At 33.5% G+C, this 19,656-nt stretch carries 12 protein-coding genes and 2 pseudogenes; all 14 read left to right on the top strand.

The window, feature by feature from the left end; all coding sequences use genetic code 11:
• The first annotated feature begins 77 nt into the window (after positions 1 to 77).
• The 14 genes and pseudogenes from ICI50_RS03500 to ICI50_RS03565 all read left to right on the top strand — a co-directional run bounded on the left by ICI50_RS03500 (position 78) and on the right by ICI50_RS03565 (position 19,637).
• Positions 78 to 3,797 carry an nSTAND3 domain-containing NTPase gene (locus ICI50_RS03500; RefSeq protein WP_188891965.1) on the top strand — a complete coding sequence of 1,240 codons (3,720 nt, stop codon included), beginning with the start codon at positions 78 to 80 and terminating at the stop codon, positions 3,795 to 3,797.
• 125 nt (positions 3,798 to 3,922) lie between these two features.
• On the top strand, positions 3,923 to 6,409 hold the full coding sequence (gene pglZ / locus ICI50_RS03505) for a BREX-1 system phosphatase PglZ type A (RefSeq protein ID WP_188891967.1): 2,487 nt from the start codon (positions 3,923 to 3,925) through the stop codon (positions 6,407 to 6,409).
• Positions 6,410 to 6,468: 59 nt separating this feature from the next.
• Positions 6,469 to 6,927, top strand: coding sequence for a hypothetical protein (locus tag ICI50_RS03510; protein ID WP_244040365.1), 459 nt, complete (start codon positions 6,469 to 6,471; stop codon positions 6,925 to 6,927).
• 120 nt (positions 6,928 to 7,047) lie between these two features.
• Positions 7,048 to 8,226: pseudogene (locus tag ICI50_RS03515) on the top strand (IS256 family transposase).
• A 261-nt stretch (positions 8,227 to 8,487) separates the two neighbouring features.
• Positions 8,488 to 11,819: pseudogene (locus ICI50_RS03520) on the top strand (DEAD/DEAH box helicase family protein).
• Between the two features lie 17 nt (positions 11,820 to 11,836).
• A complete protein-coding gene (locus ICI50_RS03525; RefSeq protein ID WP_188891969.1) occupies positions 11,837 to 12,778 on the top strand; it encodes a restriction endonuclease in 942 nt (313 codons plus the stop codon).
• A 208-nt stretch (positions 12,779 to 12,986) separates the two neighbouring features.
• Complete coding sequence (locus ICI50_RS10775) at positions 12,987 to 13,331, top strand: tetratricopeptide repeat protein (protein WP_244040341.1); 345 nt, start codon at positions 12,987 to 12,989, stop codon at positions 13,329 to 13,331.
• 327 nt (positions 13,332 to 13,658) lie between these two features.
• The gene (locus ICI50_RS03535) at positions 13,659 to 14,057 is read left to right on the top strand and encodes a hypothetical protein (RefSeq protein WP_188891971.1); all 399 of its coding nucleotides are present in this window, start codon (positions 13,659 to 13,661) and stop codon (positions 14,055 to 14,057) included.
• A gap of 17 nt (positions 14,058 to 14,074) precedes the next feature.
• Positions 14,075 to 15,256: an SLAP domain-containing protein gene (locus ICI50_RS03540; protein ID WP_188891972.1), complete on the top strand. Its 1,182-nt coding sequence runs from the start codon at positions 14,075 to 14,077 to the stop codon at positions 15,254 to 15,256.
• Positions 15,257 to 15,502: 246 nt separating this feature from the next.
• Positions 15,503 to 16,522: a hypothetical protein gene (locus ICI50_RS03545; RefSeq protein WP_244964969.1), complete on the top strand. Its 1,020-nt coding sequence runs from the start codon at positions 15,503 to 15,505 to the stop codon at positions 16,520 to 16,522.
• A gap of 177 nt (positions 16,523 to 16,699) precedes the next feature.
• Entirely contained in the window at positions 16,700 to 17,359 is a 660-nt protein-coding gene (locus ICI50_RS03550; protein ID WP_172985782.1) for an amino acid ABC transporter permease, read from the top strand.
• On the top strand, positions 17,340 to 18,014 hold the full coding sequence (locus ICI50_RS03555) for an amino acid ABC transporter permease (RefSeq protein WP_054640498.1): 675 nt from the start codon (positions 17,340 to 17,342) through the stop codon (positions 18,012 to 18,014). Before ICI50_RS03550 ends, ICI50_RS03555 begins: the two co-directional genes overlap by 20 nt.
• Positions 18,015 to 18,023: 9 nt before the next feature.
• Positions 18,024 to 18,764: an amino acid ABC transporter ATP-binding protein gene (locus ICI50_RS03560; protein WP_188891976.1), complete on the top strand. Its 741-nt coding sequence runs from the start codon at positions 18,024 to 18,026 to the stop codon at positions 18,762 to 18,764.
• 12 nt (positions 18,765 to 18,776) lie between these two features.
• Positions 18,777 to 19,637, top strand: coding sequence for a transporter substrate-binding domain-containing protein (locus ICI50_RS03565; RefSeq protein ID WP_056941179.1), 861 nt, complete (start codon positions 18,777 to 18,779; stop codon positions 19,635 to 19,637).
• Positions 19,638 to 19,656 lie beyond the last annotated feature (19 nt).

The following is a 19,656-nucleotide window of genomic DNA, read 5'->3' on the forward strand; positions in this document are numbered from 1 at the left end:
TGAGAAGTCCTATATGTGAAGCAGATAAGGCTTTTCGTTATAATTTAAACAAAACATATATTCTGAGGTGATAGTATTTGACTGAATTAAATCGTATAGAACAAGCAATAAAAGAAATTGATCCAGCTACTTTTCAAAAACTTTGTGATGAATATGAGAGAAACGAATGTAAAGCAAAAGGCATTGATGCTAGTTTAGTACCTCTAGGTTCGGAAGATGGAAAAAATAAAACTACTAAAGGTACTCCTGATTCATATATAGTTACTTCAGATGGCAAATATATACTAATGGAGTATACATCTCAGAAAAAGAAGATATTGCAAAAAGTTAAAGATGATTTATCCAAGATTTACGATAGTGGAATTGATAAAAACCTAATTAAGAAGATAATATATTTTTCAGCCACTTCAAGGATTGAACCAGAGGATGTACAAGCAATAAGAAACTTTTTGAAAAAGGAAAACATAGATTTCAAATTTGTTTCAAATTATGATTTGGCAACAGATATTAGAGATAAGTATAGAAGCCTTGCAGAAGAATATTTAGGTTTCGTATTAAAGCCACAACAATTAATGACTGCTAAAGAGTTTGAAAAAGACTTTAATGATCAATATACTGGGGCATCAACATATAATTATTTTGCATATAGAGATGGTGAGCTTGAACAGTTAAATGATAAGTTACAAAATAAAAATGTGGTTATATTAACTGGATCAAGTGGTGTTGGAAAAACTAGACTAGCATACGAGTACACTAAAAAATATGGTGATCAAGTTTTCTTTGTGAACAATGTCTTCGATACAAGAGCATTAATTTCCGAAATTCAAAGCTATATTGAAGATTCTTCTTTGAAGGTCATAGTATTTGACGATGCAAATCGAATTAATGATTTACAAAAAATTTTTCAAGCTTTTCAAAGAAAAATAAAAAATTCAAATATAAAAATCATACTGACAGTACGAAATTATGCAAAGAATGATGTTTATGAAGAACTTAGCCATTTGATTGATGTAGATATATTGGAATTAACACAGCTTTCGGCAATACATATTCGAAAATGTATTGAAAAAATATATAATATTACAGATGATATAGTCTTGGATAGAATTGGGGCAATATCACATAGCAATTTAAGATTCGCATTACTCTCAGCAAAAGTCTTTAATAAAAGACATCGACTTTCAGATATTAGTGACTTTAGTCAAGTATTTAAGCAATTATTAGGTGATGTTTTAGTTAGAAAACATTTAGATTTACGTAGTCTTATTTCTTTGGGCATAATTGCTTTTTTAAAGAATGTTGATATTAAAAGAATTAGCTATTATAAACCGGTATTAGAAAAATACAAAATTTCAGAAGAAGAATTCAAAGAAAATATTGACATACTTACCCAAATGGAATTAATAAATGTGGTAAATCATAGATATGTATTTTTTGAGGATCAAGTTATTTGTAGCTATGTATTAAAGACAGTGTTTCTTGATCGACAATTAATTTCTCTAAATTTTATGATTAATAATTATTTTGGATATGTTTCTAACATTGTTCGTGATAATGTACAAACTTTGCGTGGCTTTTTTCAGAATGAAGAAAATAATAGCTATGTTACACAACAAGTAAAGAAGTCATTTCAATTCTTCCATGATCAAGATGAAATTCTATATTTGCAATTTGTTTCTATGTTTTGTAGCTATGATATTAGTGCAGCTGTAAGCTTAATGCTAGCAAAGATAAAAAAAGTTAAGCCAGTAAAAGTTGATATGGACAATAAAATTGAAAATGATACCTTTCTATATGATTATTTACTAAAAATAATAGGAGGTATATCAGATGAGGAGCCCGAGTTAGCAGCAGAACTTTTTTATAAATACCTTGTTAAAGTGCCGCAAAAAGTATCTCAGTTTAAATTGGCAGTAAATGAATTCTGGTCAATTCGATTTAATACTTTTAGGATTTATAAATTTGCACAGCAAATTGCACTAATTAATGAATTAGTTAAACATTTCCCTGAAAAATCAGCACAAAGAGTTTTTCTAGCTATTAGTCCCGATTTTCTTAAATTGCACTTTCACACCGCAAATGTGATTCCAAATGATGAATCTACCCTTTTAATGCAAGATTTTAGTGCTTTTAAAACGCCAGAATATGTTGAATTTAGAGAATTTATTTGGCAAGGTTTAATAAGTTTAGCTAATCAGAAAACAAATCATAAACCAATTAAACATTTAATTGCTGATTACAGTAGAGATTTAAGATTAACTATTATTAATAACTCAAATTCAGTGCATTTAGTACAAGATGTAATAGAAAATGACAAGAGATATTTGGTAAAGATTATCCCAATAGTATTTCGTTCATCAAACTTGACTGATTGTGAAGTAGTTACAAATATAATAGAGTCTTTTAATAAGTTAGATATAGGTATGCCAAATTTAAAAGAATTTAGTGAAAATTCCATTTTTAAACTCTATCAAAAACTAAGTATTCAGGTTCGTTCTAAAGATTTTGATGAAAACAAATTCATTAAAGATTTTCCAGATAAATTTGGGTTACTAAGACAACTTGTAGATTTATTGGAAAAAACTGATAATGGTATTATTGCGTATAAAATATCCGATATATTTCATTCTCTAATAAAAGATATTAAAGGTAATCATTTAAATGCTGCCAAGATTATTTTTGAAAGCAAAAAAACTGTTGAGTACGTTAATATACAAATTTTTAACTATTTATTTAAAGAATTCGAATTAAAACAAATAATTAATTTAATACAAGATTCTAACATCGATCATCAAGATCTTCTTTGGTATTATTTCTTTAGCAATATTCCATGTGACAAAGTAAATGAAGAGACGTTTGATTTGTTAAAAAATTGGCTTAATCACGAAACAGAAGAAGACATTGGCAATACTGTAAATCGTAATATATTATTTGCTCAGAAATTTAATGAAGTTAATAAACATGCGTTAGAGGAATGTTGTGCTATTGTGTGGTCTAAAGGAGAAGAATTTCGAATAATTTATTTCAAATATGTTTCTTTAACTGAAGAACAAAGTTTAGTTCTTATAAAATCTTTTCAAAATATTACTCTTCTAGAGGATATATACTTATTTATTTTAAAAAGAAACAGTCAAAATGGAAATTATTCGGGGTATTTATTTAAGGACATTTATAAGGAAGATACTGATTTTTTAATAAGATATATTGATGATATTTTGATACCTCAACTGAAAAATACTTATTCAGTTAAAAATAAATATGAGCTAATTAATCTGATCGCAGGACAATACGGACAAACTGTTTTATGCACTATATGGAATCATATTTATCAAACAAGACAGCCAGTTCTTCAAATAGTTTATCTTAGATTCTTGATAAATCAGTTATGTTGTGTACAAGGTGAGGCAAGCACGCAGATAAATAAATGGCTGACCACATTGATTCAAAAAAACAATGATAATACTGCGAAAATGCAGATGATTTTTGATGGTTTAAATGAGTGCGATGATCTATCAATATACCACAGATATATTAAAGTCTTAATTTTAACTAAACCTGATCCTGATTTTTTTAATAAGATACGTCTTGATAAAAGTAGTTTATCCTGGGATGTAAGTGAAGCAGGAATAAATAAAGTGTTTGGAGGGGAAATTGAGCAACTTCAGAAACTATCTAAATGGACAGGGCAGCGGGGGTTAGATTATTTTGAATATAAAAGAATAATTGATCAACGAATTGAAGTGCTGCAAAAAGAACTAAGAGATCTTCTTGATAGGTTAGATGCAGGAATAGATTAGGAAAAATTTTTAATAAATATACTTAGATACATTAAGCACCAAGACCTCGTCGGTTAACTCGATGAGGTCTTTTTTGCATCCCTGCCGACTGTTATAATTTATTTAACAGATTTAGGAGAAGATTTATGCCTACATTAACTACTGATAAGATTATTGCGAAACTTAATAGCTACTTTACAGATAACCAATATGTTTTTTGGTACGATGATAAGCAAGAATTCAAGGATATTATTGATTCAATTGCACAGCATTTAAGCTCGGTTAAGCTTTATAAAGCTCAAGCAAATCAACAATTCAAGAGTAAGATTGACCTGCTAAACGATTCAGAGCATAAATATTTAATCTATGCACCATACAAGAGACCTGCAATTCAAGAGAATTACCTAACTGATATGGAACATTATTCTAAGCTCTTCACTGCAGATGCTACACAAATTATCTTGGAAGAACTCCAACTTCCAGAGAATCAACTGCTTTTTGTTAAGAAGTATAATAGTTACTTTGGTGCTAAAACTAGAAGAGCAGATTTTGTTAAGTATTGGTCTGATACTTTTGATAAGACACCAGAAAAGGGTATTATTGCTGCAATTACTAAAACAGAGAAGCTCGATATGAATGAGTTGTTAATGAAAGTAATTGCTGCAGGCTATGTTAATAATCATTATATTTTTATATTTAGTAAATATGATGTGCTTGATACTTTTTGGAAGCTGGTCATGAATTACTTTGGTGGTGAAGTTGATAGTGAAGTTGATCTGAAGTATTTAGTTGAGCGCATTTTTATCACATATTTAGCCAATGAATTAAACAATAAGCTCCCTGATAGATTTAAAAATTATTATTTGAAGCAGTCTGATAATGTACAGATCTTTATTGATCGTTTTGCTGACTCAAATAAGTATCAGCAATACTATGACAACTGCTCATCTACAGTTTGGCGCGATTTGAATTTGAATACCGTGTTGAAGCATGAACCAGCCATGATTTTGACTAAGATTAGCATATTCGAAGAAATTAACCATTTAATTTTGGCTAAGTTAGTCGCTAAATTTGACGGCAAGAGAATTACCGATTATGAGCAACTGCTTGAGATCATCGATCAGATGCTTGATCATACACGTAATAATTTCAATGGCGGAACTGAACCCGAATATAAATTCTTACGATATGCTGCAGAATTATTGAATTTAAAAGTGCCAATGGTTGATGATTGGCAAGATGAATTGAATGATTACTTAGATAATAGCTACAAAATTGACACGATTTATCGTAAGAGTTTGCTAGCTTACACTAATATCATTGATACTGATAATTATATTGATATAAAAAAAACTATTGATCGTTATTATGGCAATATTTTGCTTGATAGCTCTGTTAAGCAGTGGAATGAAACTTTTGATCTAAAGGAGGTTCCTGCCAAGCTGAAGCAAGAACGTTTTTATCATAATTATGTCAGGGATGTACGAGAGAGAGTAGTTGTGATTTTCTCTGATGCCTTGCGTTATGAAGTGGCTAAAGAATTAGAAGAAGAACTAAATAGCGATGATCGTCTGACAATGAAGATGAATCATGCAATTACGGTTTTACCATCCGTCACTTATATGGGGATGAATGTGATGCTACCTCATGAAACTTTAGAATGGGATAATAAAACTTCTAAGGTTAAAGTAAACGGTGAAAATGCAGAGAATACTGACAGTCGGGACAAGTTACTTAAGTCATATGATGAAAACAATCTTGCTTTTCAATTAAAGAATGTCCTAGAAATGTCTTCTAAAGAGATTAAGCAAATGATTACAGGTAAAAATGTAATTTACCTCTATCATAACCAAATCGATGCCAAGGGACATGAATTAAAGACAACTAAAGAATTAGTCGAAGCTACTGAGAAGGCAATTGATGAAATTAAGCAGGCTGTCCAGGTCTTAAGAACTAATGGTATAACTCACATCATCATTACTGCTGATCATGGATTTATTTATCAAGAAAAGCCAATTGAAGATAAAGATAAAATCGATCTTCAAGGTCAAAATTATGAAGGAAATGCTCATTTAAGATATTTAATTACTCCAAGTCAAATTAGTGTAATGGGTGTTAAAAATACAACAATGGGTGTCAGTTTAAATAATGATGACCCTACTAATGTTTATTATCCAGTAAGTCCCAATGAATTCGTAGCTAGAAGTGGAAGCAAGAATTATGTTCATGGTGGTTCTTCTATTCAAGAAATGTTAATTCCTGTTTTAGATATTAAAGCAACTTCTAGAAGATCTATTGCTCAACCAGCAGAAATTAAGTTAGCGGCAACAACATTTAGAATTAATAATTTGAAGATGAATCTATTGTTCAACCAGACTGCGCCGATTAGTGATACCGTCTTACCAGCAGAATATCATGCTTACTTCACTGATGAAGATGGTAATTTGATTTCTAATAATGTAACTATTGAAGCAAATCGAACTGGCTCTGCGGCCGATCGTACAATTGCTATTACGATTACAATGCAAGACATGCAGTATGATCTTGATAAGAAATACTATTTAGTAATAGATCGTGAAGGTAGTACAGAAGAGCCAAAACGATTTGAATATAGTATGGATTTGATTAATTAATGGATTAGTGCACAGATTAGCTTAATACCTAATCTGTTTTATTTTGAGGGAAATTAGTAATGAGAAGAAGAAGTGTATTTCGCAAGCCATCACTGAAGGCATCGTTTAAAGCACGAACTACAGGTAGGGCTAAGAGAGCAGTTAAACGAGCGATCATACCAGGATATGGTAAAAAAGGCACAGGATTCATTAAAAATCCAAAACGTAGCATGTATAATGCGGTTTATCATCGAACAAGTATTGATACTTTAAAACCAATTAAGAACAAGAAAAGAACTACACAAGGTCAGGGAAATCAACAATCATCTAGTTCCTGTCTTTGGTGGATTTTTTGGATAGTAATATTGATATTATGTTTAGCCAACATTCATATAACCTTAGGAATTCTTGCTGTTTGCGGAATAGTTTGGTTAATAGTCAGATTATTTAAAAAACATGATAAAATCAATTCTTCTAATGCAGGAAATGTAGATCAATCTGTTGATTCAACTGATACACCAAAAACTACGAGACCGTAAAATAGTTTGTGTAAGGATGAATTATTCCTTAATTTAATTTCCTAAAACATTAGAAAAAGGAGTTCCTTTCTCGTATGATTGGTTTGAACAAAAAACACATACAGAAAGAAGAACTCCTTCATGAATGATTTTACCAAAAATATAACTCAAGCTCTATTCAATCAAGATAAAATTAATGATTTGCTTCGTCATGAAATCCAATAAGCTGTTAATGACTTGTTAGAATCTGAACTGACTGCCTTTTTAGGCTATGATCCTTATGCTAGAAATGGCTGGAATACTGGTAATTCTAGAAATGGTGCGTATTTCCGTAAAATTGATACCCAGTTTGGATCAATTGAGGTACAAGTGCCACGAGATCGCAATGGTATGTTTCATCAACACACTCTGCCAGACTATAAACAACATACTGATCTCTTAGAAGATATGGTTATAAAGCTTTATTCTAAAGGTGTAACCACTAGAGAAATAGCTAATTTGATCGAAAAAATGTATGGCAGTCATTATAGTCCAGCTCAAGTGTCTAATATCTCTAAGCAAATGATTCCTAAAGTTGAGGCTTATCACAAGCGTAAGCTGAGCGATAAGTTCTTTTGTGTTTATCTTGCTGCAACGTATATACCGTTGCGTCGAGAAACTTTTGAACGAGAAGCAGTATATATTGCCATTGGTATCAAGCCCAACGGTCACAAAGAAGTGATCGATTATTGCATAGCTCCTAGCGAAAATATCGAAGTCTGGACGGAGTTGCTTCAAAATATGAAAAGCAGAGGCCTTAAACAAGTTGAATTATTTTTATCAGATGGTGTTGTGGGTATGAAAACTGCACTAATGCAAACTTATCCTAAAGCTCACTTCCAGCGCTGTTTGGTTCACGTAATGCGTAATATCTGCGCTAAAGTACGTGTAGAAGACCGTGAGGCAATTATGAACGAGTTTAAGCAAGTTCATCAACAGTCTAACAAGCAAGAAGGTATAACAGTCTTACATAGCTTTTATAGTAAATGGCAGAAAGCTTATAAGCATGTAATTCAGAATGTAAAAGACCTTGAAGCGGATCTGCTAGTTTTTTATAACTATCCGAAACAGATCAGAAGTTCAATCTATTCAACTAACATGATTGAATCCTTTAATAATGTTGTTAAGCGCAAAGCCAAACCTAAAGCAGAGTTTCCAAATGAACAGTCATTAGATACTTTTATTGGAATACAAGCAATGAGCTACAATGATCGATATTTCAAGCGAATTCATAAAGGCTTTGGACAAGTACAAGACACTCTAGAATCCTATTTTGAATAAATAATTAATTAAAAAAATCAATCTACGAGAAAGATTTATTTACACAAAAGATTTGACAGTTTCGTTTTTATAATGGCGCGGGTGTTCCCACATTAAATAGAAATGATGTACACATTCAAAAAATTATAAATATACCTAAAAGTGAACAAAATAAATTTGCTTCATTTGTCTAACAAGTCGACAAATCAAAAGTTGTTAATAAACTAATAATGAAATATATTATAGATAAGGGATATATGATCATAAAATATAGGTATTGCTATGACAAATTTTGACTATTTAAAGACAGAGAAAAAGTTCACAGACTTTGTAGATGTGGCAATCGCTGCAGAGAAAATTGTAAATATAGATCCTGCTAGCAGCATAATTGATTGTCGTCGTGCAATGGAGTTTGCAATTAAATGGATGTACTCGGTAGATACTGCATTAGAAAGACCTTATCAAGATAAATTAATTAGTCTGATGAGTACGGATGATTTCCATGGAATTGTAGATGATGACTTATGGAGACGATTAGATTTAATTAGAAGATTAGGCAACATTGCGGCACACAATCCCAAGAAAATGGATCGCGATCAAGCTGTATTATGCTTAAAAAATTTATATGTATTCTTTGATTTTATAGCTTATTGCTATGCTGATCAGTATGATCATAATCGAGTTCCGTTTGATGAAAAATTATTGGAACAGAATAATGTAGCTATTGCAGCTAAGCCCGTTCAAGAGCAAGTCAGTCTGGATAAACTAGTTAAGAAAAATAAGGAACTTGAGGGTGAACTTTCTAAGCGTAGTGAGAATCAAAGAAAGAGCTATACTCCTAAGCATCCTTTAAGATTGTCTGAATTTAAAACTAGAAAAATTTATATTGATTCACTTTTGGCAGATGCTGGTTGGACAGAAGATAGTGATTGGGTTAATGAATATAAGCTTGAGGGGATGCCAAATGCTTCAGGAGTCGGTTATGCTGACTATGTTTTATTAGATAATGCCGGCATACCTCAAGCAGTAATTGAAGCTAAAAAAACTTGTGTTGATATTTCGAGGGGAAGACAGCAAGCAAAGCTTTATGCAGACGCAATTGAAAAGAAATTTAATAGGAGACCCTATATCTTTTTAACTAATGGGTTCGAAATAAGTTTTGTAGATAATGAACATCCAGAGCGTAAAGTTTCCGGTTTTTATTCAAAACGTGATTTAGAAAAATTACGTAATTTACAAACTATGAAACAGAAGCATCTTGATAATATTGAGGTTGATGACAATATTGCAGGTAGATACTATCAAAAAGCTGCTATTAAAGCTGTTTGTGAAAGTTTTGATCAAAAAATAAGCGTAAAGCTTTATTAGTTATGGCAACTGGTTCCGGTAAAACTAGAACTGCCATAGCACTCTGTAAAGTTTTAATTAACGCAGAATGGGCGAGAAATATTCTTTTCTTGGCAGATAGGACTGCGCTAGTTACACAAGCAAAACGAAGTTTTGTTAATTTATTACCTAATTTATCGTGCACTAATTTAACTGATAAGAAAAGAAATTTAAATGCAAGATGTGTTTTTTTAACTTATCAAACAATGTTAGGTTGCATTGATTCTCTTAGAGACGATGAAGGTAAATTATTTACTGTGGGACATTTTGATTTAATTATCATTGATGAAGCACACCGTTCAATTTATAACAAATATCGTGATATTTTTAATTATTTCGATGCACCAATGGTTGGATTAACTGCAACACCTAAAGATGAAATTGATAAAAATACTTATTCTGTTTTTGAACTTGAAGATGGCGTGCCAACCTATGGTTATGAATTAGCACAGGCTGTTAAAGATGGATATTTAGTTAATTATGTTTCAATTGAAACTAAGATGAAATTTCTAAATCAAGGTATTAAGTATGATGATTTGTCAGAAAGAGATAAAGAAACATATGAGAATACCTTTGAAGATGAAGACGGAAAGTTACCGCGGAGCATCAATCCTACTGCAATTAATAACTGGATTTTTAATACAGATACAATTAAGAAAGTTCTTCATATTGTTATGAAGCAGGGATTGAAAATCAATTATGGTGAAGAATTAGGTAAAACAATTATCTTTGCTAAAAATCATAAACATGCGGAAGCAATTTTGAATATTTTCAATCAAGAATTTCCGGAGTTGGCAAAGGGTAAAGATGGCCAACCTTATGCCAAGGTCATTGATAATTATATGACGTATGCACAGTCTGCAATTGATGAATTCTCAGAACCTAATAAATTACCACAGATTGCTATTTCTGTAGACATGTTAGATACAGGAATCGATGTTCCAGAGTGCCTAAACCTAGTATTTTTTAAACCAGTTTATAGTAAAGCAAAATTCTGGCAAATGATTGGACGTGGGACACGTTTGTGCCCTGGTTTGATTGATGGCAAAGATAAAGATAAATTTTATATTTTTGATTTTTGTGGGAATTTCGAGTTCTTTAGAATGAGTAAAGGTAGAGAACCTCAGGCTACGCTACCACTTCAAGGTGCTCTGTTTAATTTAGAATGTCAATTAGTTTATAAGCTTCAGGATATTGATTATCAAACTGATCCAATGATTAGTTACCGAAAAGCACTAATTGATAATTTAGTAGATAAAGTTAAAAAATTAAATCGTGATAATTTTGCAGTTAAACAACATATTAAAGATGTTGATGAGTATGCAAATGTAGTAAATTATCAAGACTTAACATATGATGATTGTCTAGAAGTTAGAGAAGAAGTTTCGCCGTTAATTTTACCTGATGATGATGAAATTTCAGCATTGCGTTTTGATGCTTTAATTCTTGAACTAGAACTTGCAAATATTTCTCAAAAGCCAGCAGGAAGATATAAGAGTGATATCATTCGAAAGATTACGGCAGTATCTAAGGTTGCTAATATTCCAGAAATTAACGCAAGAAAAGATCTGATTGAGAAAATCATTAATACTGATTATCTTGATGGTGCAGATATTCAAGATCTAGAGATGATGCGAAAGGAACTACGAGGTTTAATTAAGTACATTCCTAAGAGATCAAGGATTTTTATGACAGATTTTAATGATAAAATCCTTGATACTACTATCAATGAACCGAAATATGATACTGAAACTTTGAAAAACTATAAAGCCAAGGTTGAGTATAATATTGCCAAACATCAAAAAGATAATAAAGTTATCCTGAAGTTGAAAAACAATCGACCAATTAATGGCACTGATTTGAAAGAATTAGAAAAAGTTTTTTGGAAGGATATTGGTACTAAAGAAGACTATGCCAAAGAATACGGTGATCAGCCATTAGGTGAATTTATTCGTAGTATTGTTGGTTTAGATATGAAATCAGCAAAGGCAGCTTTTGCAAAGTATCTTAATGACCAAAACCTTAATTCAAGGCAAATATACTTTTTAAATCAAATAATTGAATTTATTGTTAAAAATGGAATGATGAAAGACTTAACAGTTTTACAGGGTTCTCCATTTACTGATCAAGGAAATATTATTGATTTATTTGGTAATAATCAAACTTTGTGGCAGGGAATTATGGGAACTATCCAAAAGATTAATAGTAATGCAAATGTAGTAGCGTAAAGTATAAGAAGTTAACAATGATCGATTACAAAACTTTAAAACACAGTGAAAATGGGATGCCAACTTGGGATGGGTTTTTAGGCCCAACTTTAAAGGTGGCAGAAACTAAAGAAAATTGGCGGCTTCAAGATCTAGAAATGGCAGTAATTCAAGCGGTTAATTTGCCTGAAGATCTAGCTCAATTAAGATATACGTCTAAATATCATGATTTAGTTGCTAAAAACAGAATTAATTTTACGGTCAGTGATCTGAAAATTTCAGGATTACTGAATTGCCATAAACGTGGCTGCTATAAAATCAGTGAATTTGGAAAGCATATCTTAGAAGAGCGCGGGGTGAATATCACTGCTAAATTTGTTCACTCGCTGCCAATGTATATTAAATATCAGAAAAAGCGCAAGCAAAACTCGTCTGATGAGAATGAAGATAATGATATTCAATCTTTTGAGCTAACCGAAAAACAAATTTCTAATTGGTTTGATAAGCAAGCTAGTGATTTAACTGAACAATTACTTGCCAAACTTCGTAAAACAGATCCGTACAAGTTTGAACACATGATGGTTCAATTGCTGAATCAGATGGGCTATAAAGGCACTGATGGTCAATCATTAGTAACGCAAAAATCTAATGATGGTGGGATTGATGGCATTATTAATCAAGATCCATTGGGACTGCAGACTATCTATGTTCAAGTCAAACGTTACGCAGAAAATAATGTGATCGGCAGTCCCGAAATTGATAGTTTTTCTGGTGCATTAAGACGTAAGTGTGCTGATCGCGGCGTATTTATCACAACATCATCATTTACGAGTGGAGCTAAAGAAGCAGCTAAGCAATTGAATATTGCTCTTGTTGATGGCGAGATGTTAACCAATTTAATGGTGCAATACAAAGTTGGAGTCCAAGTTCGACAAACTTATGAATTGTATGAAATTGATGATAATTTTTTTGAAGAGTAATTGTTTGAAATTTTTAAATATCGAAGTGTGATGTTATATGATGAAACTTAAAGACTATGTGTTTAGCAAGAAAGTTAAAAAATATTCTTTGATAGGTAATTTAGGATTATTGCTAGGTATACTTTTGAATTTGCTAAATAAAATTCTATTATAAAGTGGAAAAAATAAAAGAAGCTATTGCAGATTTAATTAAAGTAAGAAATTAATTATGGATAATCAAAATAAGTCAAACAAACTATTAAACATTGGTGCCGAAGCATATCGCAATGGTGATTACCAAAAGGCCCAATCATATTATGAAAAAGCTGCAGAGTTAGGCAATGATCAAGCTGCCTGCAATTTAGGCTATATTTATGAGTATGGTCGGACAGGAGAAAAGAATCCTCAAAAGGCCTTGAAGTGGTTTAAAAAATCAGTTGAGACAGGTAATGCTAATGCCGCGTACAAAGTAGGCGATGCATACTTCTATGGTGATGGTGTCGCTGAAGATGATAATTCAGCTTTTCAATATTATCGAAAAGCAAGTGAAATTGCGCGTGGATCAGCTGGTTGAGATGATGATATTAAGTCAGATATTTATTATCGAATTGCACTCTGTCTTCACACAGGACGTGGCATTGAGCAAGATGATTTGCTGGCATTAAGGTATATTAATGAAGCGGAATATTATTCATATTGTGATCGGTTTGCAAATAAATTCATGTGGCAGTCAATTGCAAAGAGAATTGAAAACTTGCGTAGTGAAATTTTGACTAATTTACAGCAGTTTGAGTAATTAGAATCGCAGTAATTTCAAGCAAGCAGTTTGCTGAACATGCCGCGAAAGTGTAACTACAGATGTGCAGGTAGACTTAAAAAAGTGTACATGCGAAGGGAAATAATGACTAAAATTATTTACGTTGATGTTGATTTAAATAAGATTGCTAATGGCTCCGTACTAGCTACTGATATTCCAGAGTTAGGCAAGGTTCATCAAGAGGCGATTATCGAAGAGAAGGAAATGGATTTGGCGACTGAAAAGGATACCTATAATTTCTGTCCTTTAGGTTATCGCTATGTTGATTTAGATGAAACAAAATATCAAGTAATCGATGATCAAGTTTACGTGCCGATCCAAGTTGAATATGGCAATCTTAATAATTTTAAGCAGGATGCACATGAAATCCATGAACATAAAAGCAGCACGTACTTTCAAAAATGGCTGCTGTGTGCATTCTTAGCTGATTCGTTGCCATTTGATGTGGCGGCAAGAGTAACAGCTTGGTTTAGTGAAGAATAATTGAAAGAGGTAATGTTATGAAGCTTAAGAAAATTGCATTAAGTATTGTTGCAGGAACCGCGCTTTTTGTTCCTGCTGCTTTGGCAAAACAAACTCAACCAACTCAAACAGTGCAGGCAAGTTCTCTGAAAAATAAGATTACGATTGTTAAGAGCTATACTCACCCAACTTTGTATAACAAAAATGGTAAGGGTTTGGGTAGCCAAAGTCAGATCAATTTTAATAAACCACTTCGTTTTTACGGACAACCAGTCATTATTCAAGGTCCGAAAGTTAATGCCTTCATCAATCTTAACGGGATGTCACAAGCTATTATTAAGGGTGAAACTTATGCTGATCTAGGCGATGGCGGCTACATTAGCATGAATTCAGTCGGTGGTTATAATTGGAATAATAGTCAGATCAGTATAAGAAAAAACACCTATGTTTACAATAGTAAAGGCAAGCGTTTATCAACCTACCGTGGTCGCAAGGCTTATCTGACTAAAGGCAGCAAGATTAAGTATGCTGGTAAAAGTTGGACTACTTATCCAGATTCCTACTTCAATTTAGGTGGCGGCAATTATCTGAAGTCTAATAACGTTAATACCATGAATGGTAAAGGCGTTTTGAAGCTGAATACTAATACTGCTGTTTACAATAAGAAGGGTCGTCGCATTAGCTTTAATGGTCAACGCGTATTTCCTAAATATTCAATTGTAAATTACGCAGGCAAGCGTCGCACTAAGACCAAGGCTGATGATTATTACTACACTAATTTAACTGGTAGTAAATCATATGCAGTTAAAAATCACAAGATTAAGGGTCAAGATTACTACTATATCGGTAAAGGTGCTTATATTAAGGCGATAAATGTTGGCCGCATCAATGGTAATCCTGTATTCCGTGATGGCGGTGCAACCACGATTATTCCGCAAACAGATTTGTTCATTTATAATTCAAATTTAAAGAAGACCAAAAAATCCGTTAAGAAGGGCCAAAAGATTAGAGCGGTAGATCCAGTGGTACTTGGCAGTGGTGATATTGCTCAGCTCTTCTTCAGGATTAAAGGAACATCCAACTATGTATCTTGTGGCGATTACAGTGAATATGGCTTTGAGGATGATGAACACGTTGGCTACTTTAACTTCCGTGTCAGATTAGATCCTGTTAAAACCATTGAAAATGCTGAAACACGTGCCGCTGAAGAATCAGATTAATCGTAAGTAAAGACGTTATCCGTTGGGATAGCGTTTTTTTGTGAGGCAAAGTATAAAGCAAGTATAAAAGAAGTATAAAATAATAGACTAAAGTATAAAGGAAGTATAAAATGGTAAATTGAAGTATAAAAGAGACAAGGTGATAATATGGTTTCCTCGAATATAAATAGTAATCCTTTTATGCCCAGTTTTGGACGAATACCGCCGATGGTCTTGGATCAACGTTCGGTTATGGATAATTATCTGTTGCGTCTTAATTTAGGGGATGCAAAGTATCAGACTTCTTTAGTATATGGTGTCAGAGGTAGCGGTAAGACAGTCTTTTTATTAAACGTTCAGCGTAATTTTGAAAAAGAAAAGAAACATTATTTTGTGCGTTTAAATTTAGGGCAAGGAAATTTATTGTTTCAACTTTTGAGTAATTTACAAGAAATATCTGGTACTAATTGGAGTGAAATTCTTAAATCCGTTCAAGAAATTAATATTTTAGGAAATAGTATCAGTTTTCAAGATGCGCAAAATGATGTACCAATTAATTACAGCGTAGTATTACAGAAACTATTAACTAAATTCAAGGCTAGAGGAATATCAGTTTTAGTAGGAATTGATGAGATTGAAGTTAGTGATGATATTCGTTCATTCGCTTCTGTTTATCAAACTTTAATTGGACAAGACTTGGATATTTCATTAATTATGACAGGTTTGCCTAGCAGAATATTTGAACTGCAGCATGAAAAGACATTAACCTTTTTGCTAAGAAGTAATCGAATTTATTTAAAGCCTTTAGATAAAATATCAATTAGAGAAAATTATGCCTCTGCTTTTGAAAAAGGCGGCAAAAAAATTGATCCTTTAGTGCTGGATCGTTTAGTTGATAGCGTGAGGGGTTATGCCTATGCATTTCAGACAATAGGTTATTATGCCTGGGATCAAAGTGAAGATTATATAGATAGTTCAATAGCAGATGGGGCACTCGCATCAACTAAAAGCGACTTATATCAGAATGCATACGAGAAACTTTACACTGAAGTTTCCGATAAAGATCGTGAATTATTAGATGTCATTGCCAGTGCTAAAAAAGAAAAGGTGCCGATTTCATTTTTATTGGATAAATTTGATAATCGTAAAAATTATTTGTCAGTGTATCGTGCAAGGTTATTAGATGATCAATTGATCTTTGTTCCTGAGCGTGGTTATGTGAGCTTAGCTTTGCCATTTTTTGCTGATTTTATTGTATGGTATAAAGAAAGACATTTGCTTGATTAATATCATAATGGCCAAAATAAAGACGTTATCCATATGGATAACTTTTTTTGTTCCCATTTTTATCCAAAAATGAATAGAAAATAATTTTAAAAGTAAAATATCTTGCTTTATACTCATAAACATATTATAATTTTATCATAATATGCTAGTCTTATATATTTGATGAGAGGTATTCAGATGGATTGGACTATTATTCAGCAGGCATTGCCAGCATATGGACATGGATTCGCTCTAACGGTTGGACTCTCAATAATTGGTATTATTGGTTCAATTATAGTAGGGGTCATCGCAAGTTTGTTGCAGTACTTCAAGACGCCGGTTTTGAGTCAAATTGCAACAGCCTATGTCGAATTAGCTCGTAATACACCACTTTTAATTCAATTATTCTTTTTGTACTATGCTTTTCCAGTAATTGGTTGGCGGATGTCGTCAATCACTGCTGGGATTATCGGCTTGATCTTCCTAGGTGGTGGTTATATGGCGGAAGGGTTTACCGGTGGCTTTCAAGGTGTAACCAGTAGTCAGATTCATTCAGGCGAGGCACTGGGCATGAATCGGCTTCAGCTTGCACGCTATATTGTTTTTCCGCAAGGCTTTGCACTCAGTATGCCTGCTTTGACTGCTAACATTATCTTTTTGATTAAAGAAACGTCTATTTTTACAGTCATTGCCATTCCTGAATTGACTAATACAGCGATGGACTTGATCGGGATGTATTACCGGTCTAATGAATATTTGCTTATGTTAGTAATTGGTTATGCGATCATTATGATCCCAGTAATTTTATTGCTAAACTGGCTAGAAAGGAAAGTTCGCTATGGCACATTCGGGGATTAATGTTTTATTTAGTGGCAGCAACTTTGATCGTTTGCTAGTTGGTTTATGGACAGCCATTTGGATTGCCGCTTTGTCGATTATTATTGGTTTGATAATCGGCACTTTATTTGGAATTTTGCGGACTATGCCGAACAAGATCATTCGCTTTATTCTGCGTGTATATCTTGAAATTTTCAGAATTTTGCCTAGTGTGGTTTTGCTTTATCTGGTCTACTACATTTTGCCAAGAAGTTTGCATATCAATTGGCCAGGTACTTGGATGGCGGTCTTGGCGTTCTCGTTGTGGGTAGCTGCGGAATTCAGCGATATTATTCGTGGTGCATTGCAATCGGTGCCTTTAGCACAAAAAGAGAGTGGCTTGGCCCTCGGCTTAAGCAAAGCACAACTTTTTCTCTATGTTTTATTGCCACAGGCCTTTAAATTAGAATTGCCAGCAACGATCAACTTGGCCACTAGAGTAATTAAAACGACATCGATTTTAATGCTGATCAGTGTCATGGATGTGATCAATGTGGGACAGCAGATAATTGAAGCTAATAATCAACAATATCCAACCGGTGTTTTTTGGGTATATGGTTTAATCTTCATTTTCTACTTTGTGCTGGATTATCCTTTATCTGTCTGGGCAAAGAGTTTACTAGCAAAGCAAAAATAGGTGAGAAAAATGACTGAAGAAATTTTAAAAGTTGAGCATTTAAACAAGTTCTATGGCGACTGGCAAGCATTGCATGATATCAATTTCGATTTGAAAAAAGGTGAGGTTTTAGCAATTTTAGGTCCATCTGGATCAGGAAAATCTACTCTTTTGCGTACTTTAAACGGGCTAGAAGATTATAAAGATGGCGAAATTATTTTCCACGGTAAGAAGACTCAGTCATCAGCTAAGCAGTGGCAAGCTATCCGGCAAAAGATTGGTATGGTTTTTCAATCATATGATCTTTTCCCTAATTTAACGGTGATGGATAATATTCTGCTAGCTCCAACCAAGGTGCAAAAAAGAGATCGTGCTGAAGTTAAACAGATCGCCACTAAGTTGCTTAAACGGGTAAATATGGCGCAATATTCAGATTCGTATCCCCGTGAACTGTCCGGTGGGCAGCAGCAAAGAGTAGCGATCGTGCGTGCTTGGGCTATGAAGCCGGAAATTTTGCTACTGGATGAGATTACTGCTTCACTTGATCCCGAAATGGTACGCGGCATTGAAGAGATTGTAGCTGAATTATCTAAAACAGATCATATGACCATGATTTTGGTTACTCACCAAATGAATTTTGCTAAACGTGTTGCTGATGAAGTGCTCTTTTTGGAAAAAGGAAAAGTGATTGAAGATACGCCATGTGAACAATTTTTTACTAATCCTCAATCTGATAGAGCTAAGCAATTCCTCGCTGATATGGATTTCTAGGGGGCGTGACTTATGAGCGGACGCAAAATTTTTAATACGATTATTGGAATAATTGCCGCAATTACAGTTTTAGCTTCCATGTACGTTGGCTTAACCAAGCCGTATTTGGCTCGTTCTGCCGGTGGTGGCGGTTGGAATAATGATAATAGTGTTACTCAAATAAAGGCGCGAGGCTATATTCGAATTGGGGTTTATGGCGACCTGCCTCCCTACGGTTGGGTAAACTCTAAAGGCAAGCGAGTTGGCTTTGATTTGCGTTTAGCTAGAAAATTAGCCAAAAACTTAGGCGTCAAGCCCCGCTTTACTCAGTTAACTGGAAACAACAGGGTTGATGCCTTGAATTCTAACAAGGTAGATCTGGTCTTGGCTAACTTTACCGAGACCCCTGAAAGAGCAAAAGTTGTTGATTTCGCGTATCCTTACATGAAGGTTTCAACTGGGGTAGTTTCACCTAAGAAGGCTCCGATTACTAGTGAAAAGCAATTACGGGGAAAGAACTTAATTTTGCTTAAGGGCTCGACAGCGGAAAACTACTTTGCCAATCGGCCAGGGATTAAGCTATTGCGGTTTGATTCCGAAACGCAGCAATTCAACGCTATGAAGAATAAGCGTGGTGCCGCTTTAGCCGATGATAACTCTTACTTGTATGCCTGGATTAGGAAAAATCCGCAGTATGTAGTTGGAATTAGATCAATTGGCCCTCATCAGTTCATCGCTCCAGCAGTGAAAAAGGGCAATAAGTCCTTACTCAAGTGGACTAACCAGCAAATTGATCAGCTTACTAAAACTGGCTTCTTCCGTGAAGACTATCGAATAGAATTGAAACCATACTTTGGTAAGGGAATCATTCCAAGTGATATTTTGATCAAATAATTAATTAAGAAAAGCAAAA

This window comes from Lactobacillus kefiranofaciens (genome assembly GCF_014656585.1).
Classification (GTDB): Bacteria; Bacillota; Bacilli; order Lactobacillales; family Lactobacillaceae; genus Lactobacillus; species Lactobacillus kefiranofaciens.

What these genes read in the sequence shown, in the direction of transcription:
- ICI50_RS10775 (WP_244040341.1), top strand. Translation starts at nt 12,987, where the DNA reads ATGGATAATCAAAATAAGTCAAACAAACTATTAAACATTGGTGCCGAA.
- ICI50_RS03535 (WP_188891971.1), top strand. Translation starts at nt 13,659, where the DNA reads ATGACTAAAATTATTTACGTTGATGTTGATTTAAATAAGATTGCTAAT.
- ICI50_RS03540 (WP_188891972.1), top strand. Translation starts at nt 14,075, where the DNA reads ATGAAGCTTAAGAAAATTGCATTAAGTATTGTTGCAGGAACCGCGCTT.
- ICI50_RS03555 (WP_054640498.1), top strand. Translation starts at nt 17,340, where the DNA reads ATGGCACATTCGGGGATTAATGTTTTATTTAGTGGCAGCAACTTTGAT.
- ICI50_RS03550 (WP_172985782.1), top strand. Translation starts at nt 16,700, where the DNA reads ATGGATTGGACTATTATTCAGCAGGCATTGCCAGCATATGGACATGGA.
- ICI50_RS03560 (WP_188891976.1), top strand. Translation starts at nt 18,024, where the DNA reads ATGACTGAAGAAATTTTAAAAGTTGAGCATTTAAACAAGTTCTATGGC.
- pglZ (WP_188891967.1), top strand. Translation starts at nt 3,923, where the DNA reads ATGCCTACATTAACTACTGATAAGATTATTGCGAAACTTAATAGCTAC.
- ICI50_RS03510 (WP_244040365.1), top strand. Translation starts at nt 6,469, where the DNA reads ATGAGAAGAAGAAGTGTATTTCGCAAGCCATCACTGAAGGCATCGTTT.
- ICI50_RS03525 (WP_188891969.1), top strand. Translation starts at nt 11,837, where the DNA reads ATGATCGATTACAAAACTTTAAAACACAGTGAAAATGGGATGCCAACT.
- ICI50_RS03565 (WP_056941179.1), top strand. Translation starts at nt 18,777, where the DNA reads ATGAGCGGACGCAAAATTTTTAATACGATTATTGGAATAATTGCCGCA.